At 72.0% G+C, this 24,053-nt stretch carries 23 protein-coding genes and 1 pseudogene; 5 read left to right on the top strand and 19 right to left on the bottom strand.

Features of this window, described 5'->3' with window-relative positions; genetic code table 11:
- Positions 1-8 precede the first annotated feature (8 nt).
- Positions 9-1,697, bottom strand: coding sequence for a glycerol-3-phosphate dehydrogenase/oxidase (locus tag ABIA33_RS01945; RefSeq protein WP_370076160.1), 1,689 nt, complete (start codon positions 1,695-1,697; stop codon positions 9-11).
- A 234-nt stretch (positions 1,698-1,931) separates the two neighbouring features.
- Between ABIA33_RS01945 and ABIA33_RS01940 the strand changes: the two genes are divergently transcribed.
- Positions 1,932-2,525, top strand: coding sequence for a hypothetical protein (locus tag ABIA33_RS01940; protein WP_370076158.1), 594 nt, complete (start codon positions 1,932-1,934; stop codon positions 2,523-2,525).
- A gap of 100 nt (positions 2,526-2,625) precedes the next feature.
- On the opposite strand, the gene ABIA33_RS01935 is transcribed toward ABIA33_RS01940, so the two are convergent.
- The 4 genes from ABIA33_RS01935 to ABIA33_RS01920 form a co-directional block, all read right to left on the bottom strand.
- Complete coding sequence (locus ABIA33_RS01935; protein WP_370076156.1) at positions 2,626-3,741, bottom strand: GuaB3 family IMP dehydrogenase-related protein; 1,116 nt, start codon at positions 3,739-3,741, stop codon at positions 2,626-2,628.
- A 97-nt stretch (positions 3,742-3,838) separates the two neighbouring features.
- Entirely contained in the window at positions 3,839-5,341 is a 1,503-nt protein-coding gene (guaB, locus tag ABIA33_RS01930; protein ID WP_370076154.1) for an IMP dehydrogenase, read from the bottom strand.
- A gap of 280 nt (positions 5,342-5,621) precedes the next feature.
- Positions 5,622-6,260: an RNA polymerase sigma factor ShbA gene (shbA, locus tag ABIA33_RS01925; RefSeq protein WP_370076152.1), complete on the bottom strand. Its 639-nt coding sequence runs from the start codon at positions 6,258-6,260 to the stop codon at positions 5,622-5,624.
- Positions 6,261-6,520: 260 nt separating this feature from the next.
- Positions 6,521-7,132 carry a response regulator transcription factor gene (locus ABIA33_RS01920; RefSeq protein ID WP_030251459.1) on the bottom strand — a complete coding sequence of 204 codons (612 nt, stop codon included), beginning with the start codon at positions 7,130-7,132 and terminating at the stop codon, positions 6,521-6,523.
- A gap of 624 nt (positions 7,133-7,756) precedes the next feature.
- Between ABIA33_RS01920 and ABIA33_RS01915 the strand changes: the two are divergent.
- Positions 7,757-8,042, top strand: a pseudogene (locus tag ABIA33_RS01915) (WhiB family transcriptional regulator); the annotation flags it as partial.
- Between the two features lie 298 nt (positions 8,043-8,340).
- On the opposite strand, the gene ABIA33_RS01910 reads toward ABIA33_RS01915, so the two are convergent.
- Positions 8,341-9,336 (bottom strand): LysR family transcriptional regulator, encoded by a 996-nt coding sequence (locus ABIA33_RS01910; RefSeq protein ID WP_370076150.1) that lies wholly within the window; start codon positions 9,334-9,336, stop codon positions 8,341-8,343.
- 91 nt (positions 9,337-9,427) lie between these two features.
- Between ABIA33_RS01910 and ABIA33_RS01905 the strand changes: the two genes are divergently transcribed.
- The gene (locus ABIA33_RS01905; RefSeq protein WP_370076148.1) at positions 9,428-10,093 is read left to right on the top strand and encodes an MOSC domain-containing protein; all 666 of its coding nucleotides are present in this window, start codon (positions 9,428-9,430) and stop codon (positions 10,091-10,093) included.
- A gap of 92 nt (positions 10,094-10,185) precedes the next feature.
- Here ABIA33_RS01905 and groL read toward each other — a convergent pair whose 3' ends face one another.
- Positions 10,186-11,823 carry a chaperonin GroEL gene (groL, locus tag ABIA33_RS01900; protein ID WP_370076146.1) on the bottom strand — a complete coding sequence of 546 codons (1,638 nt, stop codon included), beginning with the start codon at positions 11,821-11,823 and terminating at the stop codon, positions 10,186-10,188.
- Positions 11,824-11,956: 133 nt separating this feature from the next.
- On the bottom strand, positions 11,957-12,265 hold the full coding sequence (gene groES, locus ABIA33_RS01895) for a co-chaperone GroES (RefSeq protein ID WP_182455248.1): 309 nt from the start codon (positions 12,263-12,265) through the stop codon (positions 11,957-11,959).
- A 204-nt stretch (positions 12,266-12,469) separates the two neighbouring features.
- Between groES and ABIA33_RS01890 the strand changes: the two genes are divergently transcribed.
- Positions 12,470-13,651 (top strand): SAM-dependent methyltransferase, encoded by a 1,182-nt coding sequence (locus ABIA33_RS01890; protein WP_370076144.1) that lies wholly within the window; start codon positions 12,470-12,472, stop codon positions 13,649-13,651.
- A 13-nt stretch (positions 13,652-13,664) separates the two neighbouring features.
- On the opposite strand, the gene ABIA33_RS01885 is transcribed toward ABIA33_RS01890, so the two are convergent.
- The 4 genes from ABIA33_RS01885 to tsaB form a co-directional block, all read right to left on the bottom strand.
- Complete coding sequence (locus ABIA33_RS01885; RefSeq protein WP_370076142.1) at positions 13,665-14,549, bottom strand: polysaccharide deacetylase family protein; 885 nt, start codon at positions 14,547-14,549, stop codon at positions 13,665-13,667.
- Positions 14,550-14,651: 102 nt separating this feature from the next.
- Positions 14,652-15,737: a tRNA (adenosine(37)-N6)-threonylcarbamoyltransferase complex transferase subunit TsaD gene (gene tsaD / locus ABIA33_RS01880; RefSeq protein ID WP_370076140.1), complete on the bottom strand. Its 1,086-nt coding sequence runs from the start codon at positions 15,735-15,737 to the stop codon at positions 14,652-14,654.
- Complete coding sequence (gene rimI, locus ABIA33_RS01875) at positions 15,730-16,290, bottom strand: ribosomal protein S18-alanine N-acetyltransferase (protein ID WP_370076138.1); 561 nt, start codon at positions 16,288-16,290, stop codon at positions 15,730-15,732. Before rimI ends, tsaD begins: the two co-directional genes overlap by 8 nt.
- A gap of 8 nt (positions 16,291-16,298) precedes the next feature.
- A complete protein-coding gene (gene tsaB, locus ABIA33_RS01870; RefSeq protein ID WP_370076136.1) occupies positions 16,299-16,973 on the bottom strand; it encodes a tRNA (adenosine(37)-N6)-threonylcarbamoyltransferase complex dimerization subunit type 1 TsaB in 675 nt (224 codons plus the stop codon).
- Between the two features lie 76 nt (positions 16,974-17,049).
- On the opposite strand from tsaB, the gene ABIA33_RS01865 reads away from it, so the two are divergent.
- Entirely contained in the window at positions 17,050-17,625 is a 576-nt protein-coding gene (locus tag ABIA33_RS01865; protein ID WP_370076134.1) for a hypothetical protein, read from the top strand.
- Positions 17,626-17,690: 65 nt separating this feature from the next.
- Here ABIA33_RS01865 and ABIA33_RS01860 read toward each other — a convergent pair whose 3' ends face one another.
- The 7 genes from ABIA33_RS01860 to ABIA33_RS01830 form a co-directional block, all read right to left on the bottom strand.
- Complete coding sequence (locus ABIA33_RS01860) at positions 17,691-17,855, bottom strand: hypothetical protein (RefSeq protein WP_370076132.1); 165 nt, start codon at positions 17,853-17,855, stop codon at positions 17,691-17,693.
- Between the two features lie 123 nt (positions 17,856-17,978).
- On the bottom strand, positions 17,979-18,500 hold the full coding sequence (tsaE, locus tag ABIA33_RS01855) for a tRNA (adenosine(37)-N6)-threonylcarbamoyltransferase complex ATPase subunit type 1 TsaE (RefSeq protein WP_370076130.1): 522 nt from the start codon (positions 18,498-18,500) through the stop codon (positions 17,979-17,981).
- Positions 18,501-18,587: 87 nt separating this feature from the next.
- Positions 18,588-20,021, bottom strand: a complete 1,434-nt coding sequence (locus ABIA33_RS01850) for an alpha/beta fold hydrolase (RefSeq protein ID WP_370076128.1) — start codon at positions 20,019-20,021, stop codon at positions 18,588-18,590.
- Positions 20,018-21,190 carry an alanine racemase gene (alr, locus tag ABIA33_RS01845; protein ID WP_370076126.1) on the bottom strand — a complete coding sequence of 391 codons (1,173 nt, stop codon included), beginning with the start codon at positions 21,188-21,190 and terminating at the stop codon, positions 20,018-20,020. Before alr ends, ABIA33_RS01850 begins: the two co-directional genes overlap by 4 nt.
- A 77-nt stretch (positions 21,191-21,267) precedes the next feature.
- The gene (locus ABIA33_RS01840; protein WP_370076124.1) at positions 21,268-21,921 is read right to left on the bottom strand and encodes a L,D-transpeptidase; all 654 of its coding nucleotides are present in this window, start codon (positions 21,919-21,921) and stop codon (positions 21,268-21,270) included.
- A 117-nt stretch (positions 21,922-22,038) separates the two neighbouring features.
- On the bottom strand, positions 22,039-23,574 hold the full coding sequence (locus ABIA33_RS01835) for an NAD(P)H-hydrate dehydratase (RefSeq protein ID WP_370076122.1): 1,536 nt from the start codon (positions 23,572-23,574) through the stop codon (positions 22,039-22,041).
- A 10-nt stretch (positions 23,575-23,584) separates the two neighbouring features.
- Positions 23,585-23,953, bottom strand: a complete 369-nt coding sequence (locus ABIA33_RS01830; protein ID WP_370076120.1) for a holo-ACP synthase — start codon at positions 23,951-23,953, stop codon at positions 23,585-23,587.
- Positions 23,954-24,053 lie beyond the last annotated feature (100 nt).

The raw sequence follows: 24,053 nt of genomic DNA, 5'->3' as shown, positions 1-24,053 counted from the left end.
CCCAGAGCCTAGCCGCCCAGTCGTGCCGCGTCGGCAGTCAGGTCGTCAGGCTGCTGCTGCGACTCCCGCTCCGCCTCGACGCGCCGACGGTAGTGCTCGACCTGACGGTCCACCTGGCTCTTGTCCCAGTCCAGTTCACGGGCCATCAGCTCGGCTGCCTCCTGCATCGAGGAGGTCCCCCGGTCGAAGGTCTCGATGGAGATCCTGGTCCGCCGCGCCAGCACGTCGTCCAGGTGCAGGGCACCCTCGCAGCGCGCGGCGTAGACGACCTCGGCGCGCAGGTAGTCGTCCGCGTGGGTCAGCGGCTCGGCCAGCGAGGCGTCCTCGGCGATCAGCTCCATCACCTCCTCCGCCAGCGACCCGTACCGGTTGAGCAGGTGCTCGACCCGGGCCACGTGCAGGCCGCTGCGCCGGGCCAGCACGCCCCGGCCGTTCCACAACGCCTGGTAGCCCTCGGCGCCGGCCAGCGGCACCCGCTCGGTGCAACTGGGCGCCACCCTCTGGTCCAGGCCGTGCACGGCCTCGTCCACGGCGTCCTGGGCCATCACCCGGTACGTCGTGTACTTGCCGCCGGCGACCACCACGAGGCCCGGTGCGACGTGCTGCACCACGTGCTCGCGGCTGAGCTTGGATGTCGCGTCGGACTCGCCCGCCAGCAGCGGGCGCAGACCCGCGTAGACGCCCTCCACGTCCTCCCTGGTCAGCGGCACCGCCAGCACCGAGTTCACATGGTCGAGCAGGTACTCGATGTCGGCGCTGCTGGCCGCCGGGTGGTCCTTGCCGAGGGTCCACTCGGTGTCCGTCGTGCCGACGATCCAGTGCCGGCCCCAGGGGATCACGAAGAGCACGCTCTTCTCCGTGCGCAGGATCAGGCCGGTCGAGGAGTGGATCCGGTCCCGCGGCACGACCAGGTGGATGCCCTTCGACGCCCGCACGTGGAACTGCCCGCGCTCGCCGACCAGCGCCTGCGTCTCGTCCGTCCACACGCCGGTCGCGTTGACGACCTGCCGGGCCCGTACCTCGAACTCGGTGCCCTGCTCCAGATCGTGCACCCGGGCACCGACGACCCGCTCCCCCTCGCGCAGGAAGCCCACGACCCGGGCCCGGTTGGCGGCCGCCGTCCCGTACGAGGCCGCGGTACGCACCAGGGTGGTGACGAAGCGGGCGTCGTCCATCTGCGCGTCGTAGTACTGCACCGCGCCGACCAGCGCGTCCCTGCGCAGGCAGGGGGCCTGCCGCAGGGCCTGACGCCGCGACAGGTGCCGGTGCACCGGCAGGCCGCGCCCGTGGCCGCTGGACACTGACATGGCGTCGTAGAGCGCGATGCCCGAACCCACGTACGGACGCTCCCAACCCCGGTGCTGCAGCGGGTAGAGGAAGGGCACCGGCTTGACCAGGTGCGGTGCGAGCGTCTGCAACAGCAGACCGCGTTCCTTCAACGCCTCCTTGACCAGGGCGAAGTCCAGCATCTCCAGATAGCGCAGCCCCCCGTGGATCAGCTTGCTGGATCGGCTCGACGTTCCCGCCGCCCAGTCCCTCGCCTCCACCAGGCCGGTGGCGAGTCCGCGGGTCGCGGCGTCGAGCGCCGTGCCGGCGCCGACCACACCGCCGCCGACCACCAGCACGTCCAGTTCCTGTTCGGCCATCCGGGCAAGCGACTCCGCCCGCTCGGTCGGCCCCAGTTTCGCGATCCGCAAGGCTGCCTCCGTGTGCTCCGATGCCACAGTCCAGCTGGGTCACCAGTCTGCCCTGTACCTGCCCAAAACGGGCGCCGACGGCCTGTGGCCAGCACCGGAGCCAGGATCGACTCGGATAACAACTAGGGAATGCCTGTTCGATCCTGCTAGCCTGCCGCCCACTCCACCGCGCCACAGGCCCAGCAGAGGGCTTCCGGCGCGCCCAACAGCTGCTTCTCATACCCGGGGGACCGCATGAGCGACACCGCACCCACACCCGCGACCGCACCAGCACCCGCGACCGCACCCACACCCGCACCCGCGACCGCACCCGCACCCACGACCGCTCCGGTGGACGACACCGCTCCGAATCCCGTACCCGCGTCGGCCACCGCACCCGCTTACGGCTACGTTGCGCCCGCGCCTACCCAACCGGCCCCCGCGGGCGACGCCGGAATGGCCATCCTGGCGGGCATGGGAGTCATGCTCGTCAGCGCGGCGCTCTACGCGGGCATCGTGGACGCCACCAAGTGGCAGATCAGCTACATGGGTGTCGGCCTCGGCGCGGCGGTCGGCTTCGCCATCGCCAAGGTCGGCGGGCGAAGCACCGTCCTGCCGTTCGTGAGCCTGCTGCTCGCTGTCATCGGCGTGTTCCTCGGCCAGTTCTTCGGCCTGGGCCTGCTCGCCGCCCGGCTGGACGGCTTCTCCGCGTCCGAGCTCTTCCTGTCCCACAGCGACCTGGTGTTCAGCGCTTGGAAGGCCTCCCTGGACGTCAAGGAGGTCCTCTTCATGGCCGTGGCCGCGTACGTCGGCTTCATCCTTCCCAAGCGCGTGCACGCCAGCTCCTGACTCCTGACGGACCGTCGGCCGGAGTCGGCCGGACAGGCCCGCCATCGCAGACGTCCCCGGCGCGAGCCCGCGCCGGGGACGTCTGCGATCCGGGTGCGAGCTACCGGTGCGCGACCGTGACCTCGACCCGCTGGAACTCCTTGAGCTCCGAGTAGCCGGTGGTGGCCATCGCCCGGCGCAGCGCGCCGAACAGGTTCATGGTGCCGTCCGGCGTGTGCGAGGGGCCAGAGAGGATCTCCTCGGTCGTGCCGACCGTGCCCAGGTCCACCCGCTTTCCGCGCGGCAGCTCCTCGTGCACGGCCTCCATGCCCCAGTGGAATCCCTTGCCGGGGGCGTCGTTGGCACGGGCCAGCGCGGCGCCGATCATCACCGCGTCGGCACCGCAGGCGACGGCCTTCGCCAGGTCCCCGCTGTAGCCGACACCGCCGTCCGCGATCACGTGGACGTACCGGCCGCCGGACTCGTCCATGTAGTCGCGCCGGGCCGCCGCGACGTCCGCGACCGCGGTCGCCATCGGCACCTGGATGCCGAGGACGGTACGGGTGGTGTGCGCCGCGCCGCCGCCGAAGCCGACCAGCACGCCCGCCGCGCCGGTGCGCATCAGGTGCAGCGCCGCGGTGTAGGTGGCGCAGCCGCCGACGATGACCGGGACGTCGAGCTCGTAGATGAACTGCTTGAGGTTCAGCGGCTCGGACGCGCCCGAGACGTGCTCGGCGGAGACCGTGGTCCCGCGGATCACGAAGATGTCGACGCCGGCGTCCACCACGACCTTGGAGAACTCGGCCGTGCGCTGCGGCGACAGGGCCGCCGCGGTGACGACGCCGGAGTCACGGATCTCCTTCAACCGCTGGCCGATCAGCTCGGCCCTGATGGGCTCGCGGTAGATCTCCTGGAGCCGGCGGGTGGCGACGGCCTCGTCCTTGACCTCGGTGATCTCGTCGAGCAGCGGGCGCGGGTCCTCGTAGCGGGTCCACAGACCCTCCAGGTTGAGCACGCCGAGGCCGCCCAGCTGCCCGAAGGCGATGGCCTGCGCGGGTGAGACCACGCTGTCCATCGGCGCGGCCAGGAACGGGAGCTCGAAGCGGTAGGCGTCGATCTGCCAGGCGATCGAGACCTCCTTGGGGTCCCGGGTCCGCCGGCTCGGTACGACGGCGATGTCGTCGAAGGCGTACGCCCGTCGGCCCCGCTTGCCCCGCCCGATCTCGATCTCGGTCACGTCCAGCCCTTCGCTCAACCTGCTGCTGCCAGGGACCAGTATCCCGTACAACGAGGAAAGGGCCGCCGAAGCGGCCCCCTCTGCCCGGAGCAGGTCGTTACTGGCCGTGGTAGTTCGGGGCCTCGACGGTCATCTGGATGTCGTGCGGGTGGCTCTCCTTGAGCCCCGCCGAGGTGATCCGGACGAAGCGGCCCTTGGACTCCATCTCGGCGATGGTCGCCGCGCCGACGTAGCCCATGGTCTGCCGCAGACCGCCGACCAGCTGGTACAGCACCGCCGACAGCGGGCCGCGGTAGGGCACCTGGCCCTCGATGCCCTCGGCGATCAGCTTCTCGTCCGAGGTGACCTCGCCCTGGAAGTAGCGGTCCTTGGAGAAGGACCTCGCCTGGCCGCGGGACTGCATCGCACCGAGCGAGCCCATGCCACGGTAGGACTTGAACTGCTTGCCGTTGATGAAGAGCAGCTCGCCCGGGGACTCCTCGCAGCCGGCCAGCAGGCTGCCGAGCATCACCGTGTCGGCGCCGGCGGCCAGCGCCTTGCCGATGTCGCCCGAGTACTGCAGGCCGCCGTCGCCGATGACCGGTACGCCGGCGTCGCGGCAGGCGAGCGCGGCCTCGTAGATCGCGGTGACCTGCGGCACGCCGATCCCGGCGACCACGCGGGTGGTGCAGATGGAGCCGGGGCCGACGCCGACCTTGACTCCGTCGACACCCGCGTCGATCAGGGCCTGGGCGCCGTCGCGGGTGGCGACGTTGCCGCCGATGACGTCGACGTCGACCGCCGACTTGATCTTGGCCATCCAGTTCAGGGCGTTGCTGTTGTGGCCGTGCGAGGTGTCGACGATCAGGAAGTCGACGCCCACGGCGGCCAGCGCCTGGGCCCGCTCCAGCGCCTCCGCGCTCGCGCCGACGGCCGCGCCGACCAGCAGCCGGCCCTCGCCGTCCTTGGCGGCCAGCGGGTACTTCTCGGCCTTGACGAAGTCCTTGACCGTGATCAGGCCCTTGAGCCTGCCGTCCGCGTCCACCAGCGGCAGCTTCTCGATCTTGTGGCGGCGCAGCCGCTCGATGGCGTCCTCACCGCTTATCCCGACCTCGCCGGTGATCAGCGGCATCGGGGTCATGACCTCGCGGACCTGGCGGCTGCGGTCGAGCTCGAAGGCCATGTCGCGGTTGGTGACGATGCCCAGCAGGCGGCCGGAGCTGTCGGTGACCGGGACGCCGCTGATGCGGAACTTGGCACAGAGCGCGTCCGCCTCGGCCAGGGTGGCCTCCGGGCCGACCGTGATCGGGTCGGTGACCATGCCGGACTCGGAGCGCTTCACCAGGTCGACCTGGTTGACCTGGTCCTCGATGGAGAGGTTGCGGTGCAGTACGCCGACACCGCCCTGGCGGGCCATGGCGATGGCCATCCGTGCCTCGGTGACCTTGTCCATGGCGGCCGAGAGCAGCGGGATGTTCACGCGGACGTTCCGGGAGACCCGAGAGGAGGTGTCCACTGCGTTCGGCATCACCTCGGAGGCACCGGGCAGCAGCAGGACGTCGTCGTAGGTGAGCCCGAGCATGGCGAACTTCTCGGGGACACCTGCGGCATTCAAAGACATGTGGGGCACCTTCCCGTACCGACCCGAAGATCCTCTGGACGGGGAGCTGATGGCCGCACCCGCCCGCGCGACTCGGCGCCACGGGGGGCCGCAGGATGGGCAGCTCGGCACCGATACTTGAGTCTACCGGTACGCGGGGTACACCCCTTGCGCCCCGGACGGCCCATGTGCTCAACACCTCACAGAAGTCGACCGGCATCGCCGAACGGGTCGGGCCAGAACGGGTCGGGCCGAACGGGTCGGGCGAACTGATCAGGCGAAGCACGTCAGGCCGAGCGGGTCAGGCGGAGAGTCCCTGCGGACCGCCGAGGGCCAGCGCCCGCAACCGACTCAGCGCACGGTGCTGGGCGACCCGCACCGCGCCGGCGGACATCCCGAGCACCTCGCCGGTCTCCTCCGCCGTCAGTCCCGCGGCGACCCTGAGCAGCACCAGCTCCCGCTGCCGGGCCGGGAGGCAGGCCAGCAGTTCCCTGGCCCAGGCGGCGTCGCTGCTGAGCAGCGCGCGCTCCTCGGGGCCGAGTGCGTCGTCCGGGGTCTCCGGCAGATCCTCGGCGAGGAACACCGACTGGCCGGGGCCCCTCATGGCGGCACGCTGCAGGTCCGCGATCTTGTGCGCGGCGATCCCGTAGACGAACGCCTCGAACGGGCGGCCCTCGTCGCGGTACCGGGGAAGCGCGCAGAGCACCGCGAGGCAGACTTCCTGCGCCACGTCGTCCACATGGTGCCGGGCCCCGCCCGGCAGCCGGATCAGCCGGGCCCTGCAGTAGCGCAGCACCAGCGGGTGCACCCGGGCAAGGAGCTCGTCGGTGGCCTCGGCGTCACCGCCGACAGCGCGGACCACGAGGGCACCGATGGGCACGGCTACCCCGCCGGTAGGCTGCACGCCGCCCGCGGCAGCAGTCACTTCGTCGTCACGCACCGGTCCATGGTGCCTGGTCGCTTCCGAAAACGTGGCACCGCACCCCGACTTGTGCATCGGAACGTTATGCGCCACAGCCGTACCCTCCCGCCCGCCACCCACCGTCGCAGCGCTTCGCGCCCCGTCGTTCGCGGGCTCCCCAAGCTCCAGACTCCCCAGAAGGTCCATGTCTCCCATGGTGCGTCCTCGGCCGGGAAACAAGCCACACCCCGCACCCCCGCCCACCGGGCGGGGGTGCCCCCGCGCTCACGGCGGAGGCGTCAGCGCACCAGGCCCCAGCGGAACCCGAGCGCGACGGCGTGCGCGCGGTCGGAGGCACCGAGCTTCTTGAACAGCCGGCGGGCGTGCGTCTTCACGGTGTCCTCGGAGAGGAACAGCTCGCGGCCGATCTCGGCGTTGCTGCGGCCGTGGCTCATGCCTTCGAGCACCTGGATCTCACGGGCTGTCAGGGTCGGCGCGGCTCCCATCTCGGCGCAGCGCAGCCGCCGGGGGGCGAGCCGCCAGGTCGGGTCCGCGAGGGCCTGGGTCACGGTGGCCCGCAGCTCAGCCCGCGAGGCGTCCTTGTGCAGGTATCCGCGCGCCCCTGCGGCGACCGCCAGGGCCACGCCGTCGAGGTCCTCCGCGACGGTGAGCATGATGATGCGGGCGCCGGGATCGGCGGACAGCAGCCGCCGCACCGTCTCGACGCCGCCGAGGCCGGGCATCCGCACATCCATGAGGACGAGGTCGGACCGGTCCGCGACCCAGCGACGGAGCACCTCCTCACCATTGGTAGCGGTGGTCACCCGGTCGACGCCGGGCACGGTCGCGACCGCGCGGCGGAGCGCCTCCCGGGCGAGCGGTGAATCATCACAGACGAGAACGGATGTCATGACCGTCCTCCGCAGCTGATCCGGGTCACGTTGAGCCTCCTGGCTGGTACGAGCTGGTACGAGCTGGTACGAATCGTCACCGACACGGCCGCGGCAACCGACGTCTTCCCCGACGCCCGTTCCGTTTGCCGCCTCCGCACTCCCAACGACCGTCACTCGAATGAGTTACGGGGTCGGCAGCCGCCTCCACCACTCTATGTGGTCGAACCGCTACGGATCATCCACCTCGCAGGGCGATCCGGCGCACAACCGCCACTTCTGCGGCATGCATGCGCCACGCCCCACAACCGAGCGCGGGGCGCTGCGCGGGAGCGCGGCCTGCCTGTACTCCCAACGAGTACCCCCACTCGCAGGACACGCCACGTGTCGCGGCTGATCCGTTCGGACTCCGCCACTCGCCTCACCCCTGCCCAGCTTTGGCTATTTCATGAGACTTTCGTGACTTAAGGGTTATATGCAACGCTGATGGCCTCTTGTCCGATTAGATCTACATGAGTCATATTTCCATCTACTCAGACCGGATGGGGTGAGCGCCGCGCGACGCACCCCCAGCAGGGCCACAGGACGGGCCAGCCGCCCGCCGGATCTCCCCCTGACCGCACCCGAACCCCGAGGGAATGAGCAATGGCAGACTTCTCCCGCCTCCCTGGCCCCAACGCAGACCTCTGGGACTGGCAACTCTCCGCCGCCTGCCGGGGCGTCGACAGCTCGCTCTTCTTCCATCCCGAGGGCGAACGCGGAGCGGCACGCAGCTCCCGCGAGCAGTCCGCCAAGGAGGTCTGCATGCGCTGCCCGGTGCGAGCCGAGTGCGCCACACATGCCCTGGCCGTACGCGAGCCGTACGGCGTCTGGGGCGGACTGACCGAGGACGAGCGCGAGGAGCTGCTGGGGCGCGCCCGGCACCGCCCGCTCGACTCGGCGGTACTGAACCCGACCGCACGGAGCTCGCACACGCGGGACCCGCACGCCCGGGACTCAGGCACGCGGGACCCAAGCACGCGGGACCCACACACTCGGGACCCACACACTCGGGACTCGCATACTCGGGACTCAGGCACGCTGATCAGTGGCTGAGCACGGGCTGACCGCACGCTGACGACACCGGCCGTTGCCAAGAAGAATCGTTTCTGCTCAACGGCCGCGCGGACCGACGCCCCCGCGCGGCCACCTCGCCACGCCGACCGTCGCCGGCGCCGGCGCCGGCGCCGCTACGCCTGCGGCAACCGCACCCGCGCCAGCCGGTCCAGCATCAGCTCGACGGCCGGCACCTGCTCCAGATCCGGCAGCGTCAGCGCGACCACCTCCCGGAAGGCCCCCGAAGCGAGCGGCACGACCGAGACACCGGTCCGCCGGACCGGTGCCAGCGCCAGTTCCGGCAGCACCGCGACGCCGAGACCGGCACCGACCAGTCCGAGCACCGCCGGGTAGTCGTCCGTGGCGAAGTCGATCCGCGGCGCGAAGCCCGCCTCCGCGCACATGTCCACCAGATGGCCCCTGCACTGGGGACACCCCGCGATCCACTGCTCCCCGGCGAGCTCGGCGAGCTCCAGCGGGTCGTCCGCTCCCCGACCGGCCAGCGGGTGCCCCTCCGCCACCACCCCGACCAGCCGGTCCTCCAGCAGCGGCCGGACCACCAGGTCCGACCAGTCGCAGGCGGCGGCGGAGGCGGATGCCTCCACCACCGCCTCCGCCCGTGCCTGCCGGCGCGACCCCGCCTCCGCCTGCACCACATGCAGACCGGTGTCCCGACCCGGATAGCGAAAGGCCAGCGCCACCTCGCAGTCCCCACCGCGCAGCATCGCCAGCGACTCCGGCGGCTCCGCCTCGGTCAGCGACACCCGTACGCCGGGCCGGGCCGCCCGCACCCCGGCCACGGCGGGCGGAACCAGCGTCGAACTGGCCGTCGGGAAGGACACCAGGCGCACCCGCCCGGTGCGCAGCCCGGCGATGGCGGCCAGTTCCTCCTCCGCCGCCGTCAGACCGGCCAGGATCCCGGCTGCGTGCCGCACCAGCACCTCGCCCGCCTCGCTGAGCCGGATCCCGCGACCGACCCGCACCACGAGCGGCGTCCCCACCGACTTCTCCAGCGCCTTCATCTGCTGGCTCACCGCCGGCTGTGTGTACCCCAGCTCCCGTGCGGCGGCGGAGAAGGAACCGGTACGCGAGACGGCACGGAGCACGCGGAGATGACGGGCTTCTATCACCCGCTCAGCATAAGCCTCCCTTTGATGCCACGGGAAAAGTTGTCCACAGACTTATGTATGCGGCCTGCCACCACGGACTACGCTGCGGGCCATGGGGAAGCTGCTTTCAGTGAACGTCGGGCGGGGCCACCAGGCCGACTACACCGACCAGGACAGGACCGGCATCGACAAGCGACCCGTGGACGGTCCGGTGGCGCTCACCGCCCCCGGCCCACGGGGCGTCGCCGCCAGCGGGGTGGCCGGGGACACCGTCTGCGACCTTCGCTACCACGGCGGTGACGACCAGGCCGTCTACGCCTACTCGCGCGAGGAGCTCGACTCCTGGGAGCAGGAGCTCGGCCGCGAACTCTCCGGGGGCGTGTTCGGCGAGAACCTGACGACCCGTGGGATCGCCGTCAGCGACGCGGTCATCGGCGAGCGCTGGCAGGTCGGTGAGCGGGTGGTGCTGGAGGTCAGCGCGACCCGTATCCCCTGCCGGACCTTCGCCGGGTGGCTGGACCAGCGGCAGTGGGTGAAGCGCTTCACCCAGCGCGCTCTGCCCGGCGCGTACCTGCGGGTGCTGACGCCGGGCGAGGTCCGGGCGGGCGACCCGGTCACCGTGCTGTCCCGGCCGGACCACGGGCTGACCACCGGGATGGTGTTCCGTGCGCTGACCCTCGAACCGGAGCTGCTGCCGCAGCTGGTAGAGGTCGACGCCCTCGCCGCACACCAGCGCGAGGCCGCCGCGCAGAGGCTGCGCGCCCGGCAGCGGAACTGACCGGGCGCCCACCGACGCGCCGAGGGCCCGGCCCCCGCCTGCTGGCGGAGGGCCGGGCCCTCGGGTGCTACCGACGGTGCGTCAGAGCGACGTCAGTGCGAGTGGCCGTGGCCGCCGTGCGAGTGGCCCGCGTGGGCAGCGGCGTCCTCGTCGGCCGGCTTCTCGACGACCAGGGTCTCCGTGGTGAGCAGCAGCGACGCGATGGACGCGGCGTTCTGCAGCGCGGAGCGGGTGACCTTGACCGGGTCGATGACGCCGGCCTTGATCAGGTCGCCGTACTCGCCGGTCGCGGCGTTGAAGCCCTGGCCCTCGTCGAGCTCGCTCACCTTGGTGGTGATGACGTAGCCCTCGAGGCCGGCGTTCTGGGCGATCCAGCGCAGCGGCTCGATCAGCGCGCGGCGGACCACCGCGACACCGACGGCCTCGTCGCCGGACAGGCCCAGGCCGCCGTCGAGCACCTTCTGAGCGTGCACGAGGGAGGCGCCGCCACCGGCGACGATGCCCTCCTCGACCGCCGCGCGGGTCGCCGAGATGGCGTCCTCGAGACGGTGCTTCTTCTCCTTGAGCTCGACCTCGGTGGCCGCGCCGACCTTGATCACGCAGACCCCGCCGGCCAGCTTGGCCAGGCGCTCCTGCAGCTTCTCGCGGTCCCAGTCCGAGTCGGTGTTCTCGATCTCGGCCTTGATCTGCGCGACGCGGGCGGCGACCTCGGAGCCCTCGCCGCCGCCGTCGACGACGGTGGTGGCGTCCTTGCTGATCGTGACGCGGCGGGCGGTGCCCAGCAGGTCCAGACCGGCCTGGTCGAGCTTGAGGCCGACCTCCTCGGCGATGACGGTGGCACCGGTGAGGGTGGCCAGGTCGCCGAGCATGGCCTTGCGGCGGTCGCCGAAGCCGGGGGCCTTCACCGCGACGGCGTTGAAGGTGCCGCGGATCTTGTTGACGACCAGGGTGGACAGCGCCTCGCCGTCCACGTCCTCGGCGATGATCAGCAGGGGCTTGCTGGCGCCGCCCTGCAGGATCTTCTCCAACAGCGGGAGCAGGTCCTGGATGCTGGAGATCTTGCCCTGGTGGATCAGGATGTACGGGTCGTCGAGGACGGCCTCCATACGCTCCTGGTCGGTGACCATGTAGGGCGACAGGTAGCCCTTGTCGAACTGCATGCCCTCGGTGAACTCGAGCTCGAGCCCGAAGGTGTTCGACTCCTCGACGGTGATGACACCGTCCTTGCCGACCTTGTCCATGGCCTCGGCGATCAGGTCGCCGACCTGCTGGTCCTGGGCGGACAGCGCGGCGACGGCGGCGATGTCCTCCTTGCCGTCGATCTCGCGGGCGACCGAGAGCAGGTGCTCCGACACGGCCGCGACGGCGGCGTCGATGCCCTTCTTCAGTCCGGCCGGTCCTGCGCCGGCCGCGACGTTGCGCAGGCCCTCGTTGACCAGGGCCTGGGCCAGGACGGTCGCGGTGGTGGTGCCGTCACCCGCGATGTCGTTGGTCTTGGTGGCGACCTCCTTGACGAGCTGCGCGCCAAGGTTCTCGTACGGGTCGTCCAGCTCCACCTCGCGGGCGATGGTGACGCCGTCGTTGGTGATGGTGGGCGCGCCGAACTTCTTGTCGATGACGACGTTGCGGCCCTTGGGACCGATCGTCACCTTCACGGTGTCGGCAAGCTTGTTGACGCCGCGCTCGAGCGAGCGGCGGGCGTCCTCGTCGAACTGCAGGATCTTCGCCATGCTTTGGGTTTCCCTCTCAAACAACCGAGCCCGGGCACCCGGTCTCACTCAGTGAAGACTGGGGCCCGGGCGGGTCACGACTCTGCGGTCAGCGTCAGCTGTGCTGCGGGGTCTAACTTCTGCTTACTTCTTGTTACTTCTGGACGATCGCGAGAACGTCGCGCGCCGAGAGGACGAGGTACTCCTCGCCGTTGTACTTGACCTCGGTGCCGCCGTACTTGCTGTACAGAACGATGTCGCCGACGGCGACGTCGAGCGGCAGACGCTGGCCGTCCTCGAAGCGACCCGGGCCCACGGCCAGGACAACGCCCTCCTGGGGCTTCTCCTTGGCAGTGTCCGGGATGACCAGGCCAGAGGCCGTGGTCTTCTCGGCTTCGAGCGGCTGGACCACAATGCGGTCCTCGAGCGGCTTGATGGCAACCTTGGAGCTGGTGGTCGTCACGTTCCGACCTCCCCCTTCGGAGATCACGGGGTGATTCATGTCTTGGGTCGCGAAGATTTGGGATGGCGTGGCCGTCGTCGCGGTGCCGGACGCGCCTCTTCGCGGTTAGCGCTCTCACTGGGAGAGTGCCAACCACGACACTAGGCCGCCGTTAGCACTCAGTCAACCAGAGTGCCAACGACGCGCGTGGGCGATGATGAACGGGTGGAGATCGAATCGTTCCGGGCGCTGCTGACGGATGAGGGCCAGGGGCTGCTGGCCGAGCTGCGGGACTTTGTCCCGGGACAGGAACTCGCCGTCGCGACACGTCTGCGGCGCAGCCATCCGGCGGAGCTTGTGTCGGCGGCGATCGGGCAGGCGCGGCTGCGGCAGCGGGCCGCGGCGAAGTTCGGGGCCGACGCAGAGCGGATGTACTTCACCCCGGACGGAGTCGAGCAGGCGACCCGGACCAGCGTCGCGGACTGGCGGGCACGCCGGTTCGCCGAGCTGGGCGTGGGCTACGTGGCGGACCTCTGCTCCGGCATCGGCGGCGACGCGATCGCGCTGGCGCGGGCCGGCATCACGGTGCTCGCAGTCGACCGCGATCCGCTGACCTGCGCCGTCGCGGAGGCGAACGCGGAGGCGCTGGGGCTGAGCGAGCTCATCGTCCAGCAGTGCTCCGACGTCACCGACATCGATCTGACGGCCTGTGAGGGCGTGTTCGTCGATCCCGCACGGCGCGGCGGCCGGGGAAGGATCTTCGACCCCGAGGCCTACTCGCCGCCCCTCAGCGTCGCCGTCCGCGCGGCGCGGGCGGTGCCGCACGCTGCGCTGAAGGTCGCGCCCGGCATCCCGCACGACGCCGTCCCCGAGGGCGCGGAGGCCGAGTGGGTGTCGGACGGCGGCGACGTGAAGGAGGCCGTGCTGTGGTTCGGCACGGACGCCGGGCAACCCCACCGGGCGACGCTGCTGCCGACCGGTGACAGCCTGACCGGCGGGCGGCTGCCCGACCCGGAGGCAGGCCCGGTGCGGCGCTACCTGTACGAGCCCGACGGCGCGGTGATCCGCGCCCATCTGGTCGCCGAGGTGGCGGCGCGGCTGGGGGCCACCCTGATCGACCCGACGATCGCCTACCTGACCGCCGACGAGCTGCTGCCGACGCCCTTCGCCACGCCCTACGAGATCACGGACGTGCTGCCGTTCGGCCTGAAGAAGCTGAAGGCGCTGCTGCGGGAACGCGGCGTCGGCACCGTGGTGATCAAGAAGCGGGGCTCCGCAGTCGAGCCGGAGGAGCTGCGCCGGAAACTCAGACCCGAAGGAGTGAACTCCTGCACGGTCTTCCTGACCCGGGTGGCGGGCGCCCCGACGATGCTGCTGGGGCAGCCCGCGCTGCGGCCGGGAGCCTAGGACCGGTGCGGCCTCAGGGCTGCTGGATGTAGTCGTCGAGGCGGGCGACCGCGAAACCCTGCTCCTGGATGCGCTTGAGCAGGTTGGCGAACATCTGGGTCATGGTCTCGCCCTTGAGCTCCGAGGGCCCCCGGAAGTGCGCCAGGATGATGTCGCCGTCCTGGAGTTTCTTGTCACCGGCCTGGTACTGCATGCCGGTGATCTGCATCGTCTCCTTCCAGTAGACGATGGCGCGGGGGCCGCAGGCCTGCACGGCGGAGTTCAGGCTCGCCGAGTACGCGCCCGCTCCGTACGGGGGGCGGAACAGGTACGGGGCGGTGCCGTAGTGGTCGGTGATGATCTTCTGGTCCCCGCAGACCTCGGTCTTCTGCTGGGCCTCCGAGATGGTGTTCATCGCCGGGTGGTGCAGGGTGTGGTTCTGGATGCTGTCGCCGAGCGCCTGCAACGGCTTGAAGTAGTCGTAGTTGGTCTTGATGGTGTCGTTCATCAGGAACATCGTGATGGGGACCCTGAGGTCCTGCATCATCCGGACGAACGCCGGGTCCTTCTCCGCACCGTCGTCGACCGTGATGAAGACGACCTTCTGGTCGGTCGCGACGCTCCGGAACACCGGGACCTTGCCGGTACGCGTCAGCTTGATCGGCCGGTCCGCGGGCGGGGCCGGCGTCGGCGGCAGCGGGGTGAGGCCCCACCTCGCCCAGGCAGCGGCGTCCGTCGAGGATCCCGTGCCGGTACTCGCCGAAGCCGCGCCCGAGGGTGCGGAGGCTGCCGGGCTCGCTCCGTCGCCCGCGGGGTGCGCCGCTCCGCCGCCACTGCTGCACGCCGTGGCCAGGGTGGCCAGGACGGTGAGGGACAGAGCCCCCGCCGCCGTGCCGAGGGTCCTACTGTGCCGCTCCACCGTGCTGTGCTCCCCGCAACTCGCCCTGACGCGTACGACTCAGGACGGTACCGGCTCCCAGCCGGTTCCCAGTCACCATCCAGGGTCGCCTTCAGCACGCTCCTAGGCGCGGCCCTGTTCGGAGAGCCGGTGCAGATCGGCGTGCGAGGCCGGGACGTGCGTCTCGGTGACCGGCAGCGAGGAGTCGGCGGAGAGATCGAACGCGGACGGGGTGCGGTTGCGCCAGACCATCTCCGCGCCGAGCGCGGCCACCATCGCGCCGTTGTCGGTGCACAGCTTCATCCGGGGCACCCGGAGTTCGATCCCGGCGCGCTCGCAGCGCTCCTGCGCCATGGCGCGCAGCCGGGAGTTGGCCGCCACCCCGCCGCCGATCATCAGGTGGTCCACGCCGTGGTCCCGGCAGGCCCGGATCGCCTTGCGGGTCAGCACGTCGGTGACGGCCTCCTGGAAGGAGGCGGCCACGTCCCGCACCGGTACCTCCTCGCCCGCCCGGCGCCTGGCCTCGACCCAGCGGGCCACCGAGGTCTTGAGTCCGGAGAAGGAGAAGTCGTACGCGGGGTCGCGGGGGCCGCTCAGCCCGCGCGGGAAGGCGATCGCCTTGGGGTCGCCCTCGGCGGCGTAACGGTCGATCACCGGGCCGCCGGGGAAGCCGAGTCCGAGCACCCGGGCGACCTTGTCGAACGCCTCGCCCGCCGCATCGTCGATGGTCGCGCCGAGCGAGCGGACGTCGCTGGTGATGTCCGGCGTGAGCAGCAGCGAGGAGTGGCCGCCGGAGACCAGCAGCGCCATCGTCGGCTCGGGCAGCCGGCCGTGCTCCAGCTGGTCCACACAGATGTGCGAGGCCAGGTGGTTCACCCCGTACAGCGGCTTGTCGAGGGCGTAGGCGTACGCCTTGGCCGCGGACACCCCGACCAGGAGCGCGCCGGCCAGGCCCGGGCCTGCCGTGACGGCGATGCCGTCCAGGTCGCTCGCCTTGATCCCGGCCTCGTCCAGGGCGCGCTGGACCGTGGGGACCATCGCCTCCAGGTGCGCCCGGCTGGCGATCTCGGGGACGACGCCCCCGAAGCGGCTGTGCTCGTCCACGCTGGTGGCAACGGCGTCGGCGAGCAGGGTGGTGCCCCGGACGATGCCGACTCCGGTCTCGTCGCAGGAGGTCTCGATGCCGAGGACCAGCGGTTCGTCAGCCATCGTGGCTCATTGCTCCTACGTCGTTCGCTTCGTCGGATTCGGGGTCGTCGGATTCGGGGTGGTCGGGCTCGGGGTGGTCCAGCCGCATCACCAGGGCGTCGACCCCGGACGGCTGGTAGTAGTTGCGCCGGATGCCGACGGGCTTGAAGCCGAAGCGCTCGTAGAGGCGCTGGGCGCGCGGGTTGTCGACCCGGACCTCCAGCAGCAGTTCCTCGCAGCCGGCGGCCGCGGCCTGGCGGACCAGTACGGTCAGCAGGCGGGGCCCGAGGCCGGTGCCCCAGTACTCCCGGGACACGGCGATGGTCTGGACGTCCCCGCTGCCGGCGACCGCCATGAGGCCGGCGTAGCCGAGGATGCGGCCGTCGGCGGCCTCGGCGACGGTGTACCAGCGGGTGGCCCGGGGGTGCCGACTGTCGGCGAGTTCGGACCAGAACATCCCTGCGGACCAGGAGTCCTCAGGGAACAGCTCGTGCTCGAGGCGCAGCACCGGAGCGATGTCCCACCAGCGCATCTCGCGCAGGTTGACCGACCGCAGAGCGTCCGACTGGTTCATGCCGACGCTCATGCCGGGAGGACCGTCTTGTAGTTCTTGGGCACCTCGGCGTCGGGACGGCGCAGGTAGAGCGGGGTCGGTGGCAGCAGCTCACGGCCCGCGGCGAGCCTTTCGGCGGCGAGCGCGGCGAGGGCGGCGGCCGACTGGTGCTCGGGCATCCCCGGCTGGAGCCGGGTGAAGGCCTCCGGGTAGAGCGCCGCCCCCGCGCCCACGGCGGGGACGTCCCCGATGCGGTCGGCGAGGTCGGCGGGACGGTCCACGGCAGGGCCGTCCACGCGCTCCCCAGAGGCGTCGTAGGAGGCCCAGTAGACCTCCTTGCGGCGGGCGTCCGTGGCGGCGGTGAAGGGCACCGTCAGCCCCGCCTCGCGGGCGGCGTGGGCGATGCCGTCCAGCGTGCACACCCCGTGCACGGGGATGCCGAGGGCGTGGCCGAGCGCGACGGCGGTGACCAGCCCCACCCGCAGCCCGGTGTACGGGCCGGGGCCGACGCCGACGACCACCGCGCCGAGCTGCTCCTTGGCGACGCCGGCCGCGCGCAGCACCTGGTCGATGGTGGGAAGCAGCAGCTCACCGTGCCGCCGGGCGTCGACCTGGTCGGCGGCGGCGAGGGTGACCCGGCGTTCCGTGTCGTAGACGGCGGCGGTGACGGCAGGGGTCGCGGTGTCGAACGCAAGCAGGAGCACGTCACCAGGTTAGACGGATCGGGGTGGCGGGATGAGAAGCTGAGCATTCACACGGTTGCCGACTGCTGGAGGAGAAGTGGCAAGGATCGGTTCCGGCACCGTCGTCACCGGACTGACGGCGTCGGCGCTCGCGCTTGTCACGGTGCTGGCGTTGCAGGCCAAGGGCGCGGTGCACGAGACGCCGACGGCGGCGGGGGGCGGGTCGAGCGGCTCGTCCGGTGCCTCGGCGGGACCCTCGGCGCGGCCGAGTGCGGCGCCCAAACCGGTCGCGGTCCCCGCGGACTCGGGCTCGGGCAAGCGCGTGGTGTACGCGCTGGGAGCCAAGCGGGTCTGGCTGGTCGACCCGGCGCACGCCGCCGCGGACCGCACCTTCACGGTGCAGCCGAGTACGGTCGGCCCGGTGGCGGGGACGTACAGCGTCTACAACAAGATCGCGACGGCGTACAAGGGCTCCGACGGGGTGGAGATCAAGAACGCTGTGCTGTTCACGCGACACTCCGGTGCGATCATCGGCTTCAGTTCGGCCGTGGACGGCACCACCCCGGCACCGGACCCGTCCGTGCACACGGGCGGCATCCGGGAGACGCTGGGGGACGGCCAGGCGCTGTTCGACTTCACCGCGGACGGGACCAAGGTCGTCGTCGTCGCCTGACGGATTCCCGCGGCGGAGTCATTCCCGCCGCAGAGTCCCGGATGCCGGCGTCCGGACGCAGGGACTCAGGCTGCTGCCGACGGCTCCAGCTCCTGGTCGTCCTCGGACCGGTCCACCGGTTCCTCGGGCTCGGCCGGCGGCGTGCTCACTGCGGCGGCGGCTCTCGCGGCGGCCAGCAGCTCGATCATGCTGACGGGCGCGTCCCCCGTGCAGGGGCTGGTACCGGACATGTCGCCTCCCGTAGTCAGGCAGACCTCACTCTCGGCATCATGTGACCATGCCGAATGCTCACACGCAACATCTTCCCGACACCACGTCGGAATAACAACCGGGGCCTGACCTGAAGCACCGGATCAGGCGTGCGCTGCGACCAGCGGGCCCCAGTCGACGCCCGACCAGCGGGAGCCCAGACCCGTCAGGGTGACCCGTCGCCCGTCGTCGGCGCCTGCGTCCGCGACCGGCGCGTCGCCCCCGCCGAGCGCGCGCTCGATCCGCACCTCCAGGCGCGAGTCGGACAGCTCCTCGACCTTGCCCTCGCCCCACTCCACGACCACGACCGAGTCCGGCAGGGAGACGTCCAGGTCCAGATCCTCCATCTGGTCCAGCCCGCCGCCGAGGCGGTAGGCGTCGACATGGACCAGCGCCGGGCCGCCGCCCAACGGCGGGTGGACCCGGGCGATCACGAAGGTCGGCGAGGTGACCGCGCCCCGTACGCCGAGGCCCTCGCCCAGGCCCCGGGTGAGCGTCGTCTTGCCCGCGCCCAACTCGCCGGAGAGCAGCACCAGGTCGCCGGGGCGCAGCAGCGCTGCCAGGGTGCGTCCGAGGTCCTGCATGGCCGTGGCGGCGGGCACGGTGACGGTGATGACGTTGCCCATGATGCGAAGCGAGTCCTTTCAGGTGCTGGACGGGATGGAGTCGGGTGCCCGGGTCAGGGCGTCGGGTGGGTCAGCGCGTCGGGTGGGTCAGGGCTGGGACAGCGGTATCTCCGCCGCCTCGGCGTCGGCGCCCAGCGCCACATCCCGTACCTGCTGCGGCAGCGGCGCGCCCGACTTCCGGGCAGCCTGCTCCAGCAGCAGCGCGAGCTGGGTGTTGACCAGGTCCGGGAGCTCCAGCATCAGCAGGTGGCCGGCGTCAGGGACGATGACCAGCTCGGCGTCCGGCAGTTCGGCGGCGATGGCCTCGCTGTGCCGGGGCGGGGTGAGCAGATCGCGGGTGCCGCCCAGGATCAGGGTGGGCACGTCCCGGAACGCCGCCAGCGCCGCCGTCTTCTCGTGCAGGTCGAAGGCGGGGAAGAACTCGGCGACGACGTCGATCGGGGTGGCCTCCAGCAGGCTCTGGGCGAAACGCTCGACCGCCGGGTCCACGTCCTCGGTGCCGAAGGAGAACTTCCGGTAGATGACCGAGGTGAAGTCGCTGCCGAGCCGGCGGCTGCGCTCCACCAGCTCGCGCTGCCTGCCCAGGGCCTTCAGCACGCCCGGGGCGACCCGGTGCAGCATCCTCGCGCCGTACGCGGGCAGGCCCAGGCTGACGCCGTTCCAGTTGCCCGCGGTGGTGCCGATGAGGGCGACCGCGGCAACGCGCTCGGCGAACAGTTCGGGGTGCTGGTCGGCGAGGGCCATCACGGTCATGCCGCCCATGGAGTGGCCCACCAGCACCAGCGGGCCGGTGGGGGCGACGGCGTCGATCACGGCCATGAGGTCGCCGCCGAGCTGGTCGATGCTGGCTGGCTCCCCGGCCAGGTGGCTGCGGCTGCGCTCGGAGCGGCCGTGGCTGCGCTGGTCCCAGAACACCAGGCGGAGTCCGTCGCGGAAGGCGGCGCGCTGGAAGTGCCAGGAGTCCTGGTTCAGGCAGTAGCCATGGCAGAAGACCACGGTCAGCGGCGGCGTGGGGGCCATCCCGAGCCAGCTTCCGACACCCGAGAGCACCCCGCCGAGGGGCCCCGCAGCGCCCGAGCCGGAGCCGAACCCGGGCCCGGAGCCGTTGGCACGGAGGCGGCCGAGCCAGCCCTTGCGGGGTACGGACCCGCCGTCGGCGGCGGCCACCGCAGCGGCGGGCGAAGGCTCGGCGGAGCTGCCGGCCCAGCCCGTGCCGTCGAGCTCCACGTACAGCTCGGTGCCGTCGGGGGCGGCGACGGTCCGGGGGATCCCGCGCAGCGAGCCGAAGGGCGCGGCCGCCTCCAACTCCGCCCCGGCCCGCCGACGCATGTCGCGGCCGAGCGTGAGCCGCTCCACGGCGACACCGGCGGCGGCGCCCGCGGCGACCACTCCCAGGGAGAGGCCGACCAGGCCCGCGCGCCGCCAGCGGCCGGCCGCGACATCGCCCACCACGGACTCCGCCACGGCCTTGACCTGCTGGACGGCACCGGCGGTCGCGGACGTCCCATCGGTGCTACTCATCCGTCACCGCCCTCCGCAGCCGCTGCAGCTCCAGCAGCTCCCGCCCCCACATACCTACGGGGGATTCTTACCCCGATCCGGGTGACGATCTCGTACGAGATGGTCCCCACCGCACGGGCCCAGTCCTCGGCCGTCGGCTCCCCGCGGTCACCGGGACCGAAGAGTACGGCCAGGTCACCCGCCTCGGCACGGTCGCCGCCCAGGTCCACGACGAACTGGTCCATGGCGACTCGCCCCGCGACGGTGCGCCACTTCCCGGCGATCCACACCGGCCCGGTGCCGCTGGCGTGGCGGGGGATGCCGTCCGCGTAGCCGACGGGGACCAGTGCGAGCGTCGTCTCGCCCGCGGTGGTGTAGCTGTGGCCGTAACTGACGCCGTGTCCGGCGGGGACCTGCTTCACCTGCGCCAGCTGCGCCTGAAGTGTCATCACCGGGCGCAGCCCGAAGTCCTCGGGACCGCCGACCTCGGGGACCGGCGAGAGGCCGTACTGGGCGAGGCCGGCGCGGACCAGGTCGAAGTGGGTCTCGGGCATGAGCAGAGTGGCCGGCGAGTTGGCCAGGTGCCGCACCTCGGGACGCAGCCCCCGGGCCTCGGCGACAGCCAGTGCCTCGCGGAAGGCGCTGAGCTGGGTCGCGTTCGCGGGGTGGCCCGGCTCGTCGGCGCAGGCGAAATGGGACCAGATCCCGACGACGGCGAGCAGTCCCTCGGCCTCGGCGGCGCGGGCGGCTGCGACCAGGGCTGGCCAGTCGTGCGGCTGGGCGCCGTTGCGGCCGAGACCGGTGTCGGCCTTGAGGTGGATCCTGGCCGGGTGGCCGGTGGCCCGGACCGCGTCGAGGACGTGCCGCAGCGCCCATTTGCCGCTGACCGAGATGTCGACGTTCGCGGCGACGACCCGCTCCCACGGCCCTCCCGGGGTCCACAGCCAGCACAGCACCCGGGCCTGCTCTGCGGTGATCCCGGCCGCGCGCAACCCGAGGGCCTCCTCGGGAGTGGCGACGCCGAGCCAGGTCGCCCCGGCGTCGAGCGCCGCCCTCGCGCACGGCACCAGGCCGTGACCGTAGGCGTCGGCCTTGACCACGGACATGACCGCGGCCGACCCGGTCCTGGCGCGGAGGGCTCGGATGTTCCCTCGCAGCGCCGCCAGGTCGATCACGGCTTCGGCACGCATCGCAGTTTCCATTGCGGGTGATTCTCCCAGACGGCACCGGGCTGAGGACAACACCCGACCTGGCGCTGGGGCAGTGATCAGGTACCGGGCTTGCGCCCGAAGATCTTGACCGGGTCGTGGAGCTTGAGAATGCCCCACAGGGTGCGGGCGTCCCAGGTGTTCATGTTGACGCAGCCGTGGGAGCCGGGCGGCGTGGACATCGGCTCGTTGAGGCCGTGGAACGCCTCGCCCCCGGAGAAGAACTGGCTGTACGGCATGGCGACGTGGTAGATCGACGAGTAGTGGTTCTGGTCACGCCAGTAGATGTGCCAGAGGCCGGTTCGGGTGACGTACCCGCGCCGGCCGGTACGGACCTGGACCGGACCGAAGACGACCTTGCTGCCGACCTGCACCCACATCCGCTGGTGGGTGAGGTCGACGCAGGCTATCCGGCCCAGGTTGGTCGGGCAGAGCCCGGCAGCGTCGGGGCCGGCCGCAGGCTTCGCCAGGGCGGTCCCCTTCACCGCGGCAGCCTGGAACGCTCCCGCCTGCGACGCGCCGGCTGCGGCCGGCGCCGGCTGCCGCGTGACGGCTCCCGACGCTGTCTCCGCCTGGGCCTGGGCGCTGCCCGTGGCGAGTATCCCTGCGGCGGCCAGCAGCGCTCCCGCCCGCCGGACCTTGCGACTTCCCCGGCCCGCCGTCGCGGACCTCCGCTGTGCCGGATTCAACGCCGGATTCACCGTCGGATTCAACTGACCCTCGCCTTCGGGTACATGGGGCCGCTCGTGGATACGCCTCCACGAGCGGCACGTGATGTCCCATAGGAGTGGGTCGGCTGCCGTACGGTTGCCGGCTTTGCCGAGATGTGATCAGCGAGTATCCGGAGCGGAGTCTGCGGTTTTCCCCGCGCCGGTCACGCCCCGTCCCGCGCCGGTCACGCCCCGCCACGCCGCCGGCAGCGCGGCGGCCACCTCCGAGGCGGTGACGGGCGCCTGCTCCCCAGCGATCCTGGCCGCGAGCCCGTGCAGATACGCCGCCACCGAGCCCGCGTCGACGGGCGCGAGCCCGGCCGCGAGCAGCGACCCGGCCAGGCCGGAGAGGACGTCACCGCTCCCCGCCGTGGCCAGCCACGGCGTGCCGGTCGGATTGACCCGCACCTGCCCGTCCTGACCCGCGACCACCGTGGTCGAGCCCTTGAGCAGCACGGTGCAGTCGTAGAGCGCGGCCAGTCGCCGGGCATACGTCAGCCGCGCCGCCTCGACCTGCTCCCTGGTGGCCTGCACGCCCGCGCCCGCGAGCAGCGCCACCGCCTCCCCCGCGTGCGGGGTCAGCAGCAGGCCCGCTCCTGCTGGCGCGGCGCCACGCCGCGACAGCAGGCGCAGGCCGTCCGCGTCGACCAGCACCGGCACGCCCGCCGACAGCGCCTCGTCCAGCGTCCGCTCGGCGTCCGCACCGTCCGACAGGCCGGGGCCGACCACCCACGCCTGCACCCGCCCGGCGGCCTTGGGTCCGCCCTCGGTCACCAAGACCTCCGGATGGGCCCGGACCACCTCGCGCGCCGCCGGTCCCGCGTACCGCACCGCGCCGGCCCCGCCGTGCAGCGCGGCGCCAACGGCGAGCACGGCCGCGCCTGGATAGCGGGCGGAACCCGCCGCGATGCCCACCACGCCGCGCCGATACTTGTCGCTCTCGGCCGACGGCCGCGGCAGCAGCGCCGCCACGTCGGCGTGCTGCAGCGCCGCCAGCGCCGGAGCCGGCGTCTCGATTCCGATCTCGACCAGTCGCACCACGCCCGCGTACTGCGCACCCGGGTCCACCAGCAGCCCCGGTTTGTGCGTGCCGAAGGTCACCGTCACCGCGGCGCGCACCGCCTCACCCGCGACCTCGCCCGTGTCCGCGTCGACCCCGCTGGGCAGGTCCACGGCCACCACCAGGGCGCCCGACCGCTGCGCCGCCCGGACGAACGGCACCGCCTCGGCCCGCAGCCCGCCCCGGCCGCCGATCCCGACGATCCCGTCGAGCACCAGATCCGCGCGCCCGATCTCGGCCAGCCCCTGCTTCCGACCCTCGGCCTGATCCACCGTCACCACGCGTCCGCCCGCCGCCCGCAGGGCCGCCAGCCCCGGGCCGTGCACCCTGCTCGGCGCGAGCAGCACCGCGCTCACCCGGGCACCGCGCGCCGCCAGCCGCGCCCCGGCGAACAGCGCGTCACCACCGTTGTCCCCGCTGCCCGCCAGCACCACCACCCGGCTGCCGTAGACCTTGGAGCGCAGATCGGACAGCAGCGTCGCGCAGGTCGCGGCCAGCCCCGCCGCCGCCCGCTGCATCAGCGTCCCCTCGGGCAGCCGCGCCATCAGCGCCCCCTCCGCCGCCCGCACCTGCTCGACCGTGTGCGCATAACGCATAGCCCACTCCTCAGCCCTCCGCGATCACCACCGCCGACGCTACGCCCGCGTCGTGGCTCAACGAGAGATGCCACGTCCGAACGCCCAGCTCCGCCGCCCTCGCGGCAATCGTCCCCCGCACCGCGAGCACCGGCTGCCCGGAGTCCTGGGACTGAACCTCCGCGTCCGTCCAGGACAGGCCGGCCGGCGCGCCCAGAGCCTTGGCCAGCGCCTCCTTCGCCGCGAAGCGCGCCGCCAGCGAGGCCACGCCGCGTCGTTCCCCGCTGGGCAGGTGCAGTTCCTGATCGGTGAACAGGCGCTCGGCCAGATTCGGGGTCCGTAGCAGCGATGCCTCGAAACGATCGATCGCCGCCACGTCGATCCCCACCCCGATGATCATCAACCGTCTCCTCGCCGCGTCCCACCGTCCCGCATACCGCGCCCAGCCTAGTAGGGTGCTGGAGATCCAGGCCGGTCCCGCCGACGACTCCCGGGCACAG

Source organism: Streptacidiphilus sp. MAP12-16 (genome assembly GCF_041262165.1).
Classification (GTDB): Bacteria; Actinomycetota; Actinomycetes; order Streptomycetales; family Streptomycetaceae; genus Streptacidiphilus.
Note: the sequence above shows the minus strand (reverse complement) of the source record. Positions and strands in the feature narration are given on the sequence as shown.